This is a genomic window from Segatella copri (assembly GCF_009494835.1).
GTDB classification, from domain to species: Bacteria; Bacteroidota; Bacteroidia; order Bacteroidales; family Bacteroidaceae; genus Prevotella; species Prevotella copri_F.
This window is the reverse complement of the sequence record NZ_VZBE01000051.1, coordinates 1-2465: the sequence shown is the minus strand read 5'-3', so window position 1 is coordinate 2465 and position 2465 is coordinate 1. Positions and strand designations below refer to the sequence as shown.

At 46.4% G+C, this 2465-nt stretch carries 1 protein-coding gene and 1 pseudogene; both read left to right on the top strand.

All coding sequences use genetic code 11. The features are described from left to right. Nucleotides 1–2066: hypothetical protein (locus F7D47_RS14750; RefSeq protein ID WP_194252646.1), on the top strand; the 2066-nt coding region annotated here is incomplete at its 5' end. Between the two features lie 128 nt (nt 2067–2194). After that, nucleotides 2195–2465, top strand: a pseudogene (locus tag F7D47_RS07095) (hypothetical protein); the annotation flags it as partial.

Here is a 2465-nt window from a genome sequence, read left to right as displayed (position 1 = left end):
AGACGATTTGCAAGCTGGTACCTATTGCCCGCATCGGAAATGTGAGGATGCAGGCGAATGCCTATCAACTGGGCAAGGTGGAAGTAAAGGGCAAGCTGCGTATCGACCACGGCGACCATGCCTCTTATACATTCTCTGACGAACAGATCAGGAACTCACGCCATTCACAGGATCTCCTGGGAACACTCCCGGGAATCTATACCGATCCGATGACCGGCAAGACATCCAGTATGACCGGCAAATCCATCAAGATTCTCATCAACAACGTGCCGATGACGAGCGAGAACGACTTGAAGGCTATTGCCGCCAACAAAATAAAGAAGGTGGAATACTACGAAGATCCTCCTATCAGATACGGCGATGTGGGCATCTTGATGAATATCATTACCAAGCCGCTTGATACGGGTTATACTACCGGTTTTGATGTGTCCAGTGCCTTGACCACAGGGTTTAGCGATGACAATGTGTATTTCAAGTACAACAAGGGCAATCATCAGTTTTCCTTCGATTACAGCATCAACGTGAGAAACTATCGTGACTGGATAGAAGACAACCAGTATTCCTTTACGCTTGACGACCAACAGGCTGTCTATGATTACCATCTGCACAAGCGTTTTGGCTATACCGACAACAAGTTCAACCTGAAGTATGCTTACAGCAAGCCAGATGACGTAACCTTCCAGGTCACCTTTTCGCCAGAATTGTCACATAAGTTCAACCGGGGAAATAGCGAGGTTGCAACGCAAGGAAACGAGGCTTGGAAGGATGGATTCGGAAACACAAAGGATATTGTAGATTACGTGAAGCCAGCAGTAGATCTCTATCTCAGCAAGCAGTTTGCCCATAAGCAGACACTCGATGTGGACGTGCTCGGCTCTTACTTCAACACCAGGCAGCAAATGCTCAACCGGCAATGGACTTCCGACAAGGATAGCATCTTGACCGATGATGACATGCACTCCAGAAGCCACATCTATTCCCTGATAGGAGAAGCAGATTATACCAAAGAATGGGAGCAGGGAGAGCTGTCGGCAGGAGTTTATACCTGGAATAAGTGGAGCGACTATAATGTGCGCAATATCCTTTCCGGCTATGAGCCATCCAAGTATTCTTCATGCATCAAGATCAATACGGTTTATGCCCAATACCAGAACCATATCGGCAAGTTTACCTATCGCATAGGCGTAAAGAGCACGTGGAGAACCCAGAGCTATCAGGATCTCACCTATAACAACAACTATATTCATCCGTTGCTGTATTTATCTTATAAGCTGAAGAACGGTTCGTTGCAGCTGCTATCGTCCAGCGGCACCAATTATCCCGCCATCTCAACATTGAGCGAGAACATGACGATTGTCATCCCCTGCCTGATGAAGCAGGGCAACCCGAATGTAAAGGCTACGATGGAATGGGGACCGATATTCAGATACACCTATAATGATGCGATGCTCTACCTGCAAGTAGCACTTTATGGAATCTATAATGACAAGGTAATTACACCTTATTATTATTGGACCACGGTGAACGACAGGCGCAGCATAGTTTCTACCTATGAAAACGGCAGTTTCTATTGGCGTTATGGCACAGGCTATTATCTTCAGTTCAAGCCGTTCAAGAACGAGGTTTTTAAACTGATGGTGGGTGGAGGTTTTGAACGGGAGGTAATCAGCAATTCCTATGGTCGCCATTGCTACTGGTGGAGTCCTTTCAAATATGGCATCAACTTCCGGAAGGGAAACTGGGGAGCATCTTACCAGGGAAATATTCCTTCGAAGATGGCTGTCTTGGACTATCGCAAGGCGGATGAGCCTAAGAGTGAATTCTCTGCTTTTTATCAGAAGGGAGCCTGGCGTTTCTCGCTCTATGGCATGTGGATGTTTGCTCCTGCCAAGCACGAGAGCCAGTCGTTTGACAATCCGATTATGAACCAGACGGAACAGCACATCATCAAGGATAATCGCCGCATGCTGATGCTGGGTGTCAGCTACAACTTCTTCTCCGGAAAGAAGAAGAACATCCGGAAGAACATCAACAACTACGATGCTGATGCTGGCGCATTCAAGTAATTTCTGTATTACATTTTATCGTCTATAGACGATGAAAACGGCGACTTGTAGTTATAAAAAATAACCTGCTAAGGGTTAGGAAAATGAAAATTCGATTGTAATATAGGCAAAAGAAAAGAAATAAAGTAATGCAAATAAACAAAGAAACGATAGAACAGCTCTTCCGGCAGCATTATCTGAGGATGTACCAATTGGCCAGAGTACTTCTGAAGGATGATGCAGCCAGCAAGGATGTGGTGAGCGAAGTCTTTGCCGATGTGCTCGACGGAAAGACTCAACTGGGTCTTGATAACGAGACAATAGCCAGCGATTCGCCCCTGCCTTCCGCCAACGCCGGGAGCTATCTTCTGGTGTGTGTGCGCCATAAATGCCTCAACCTGTTGAGCCGACAGAAGATGA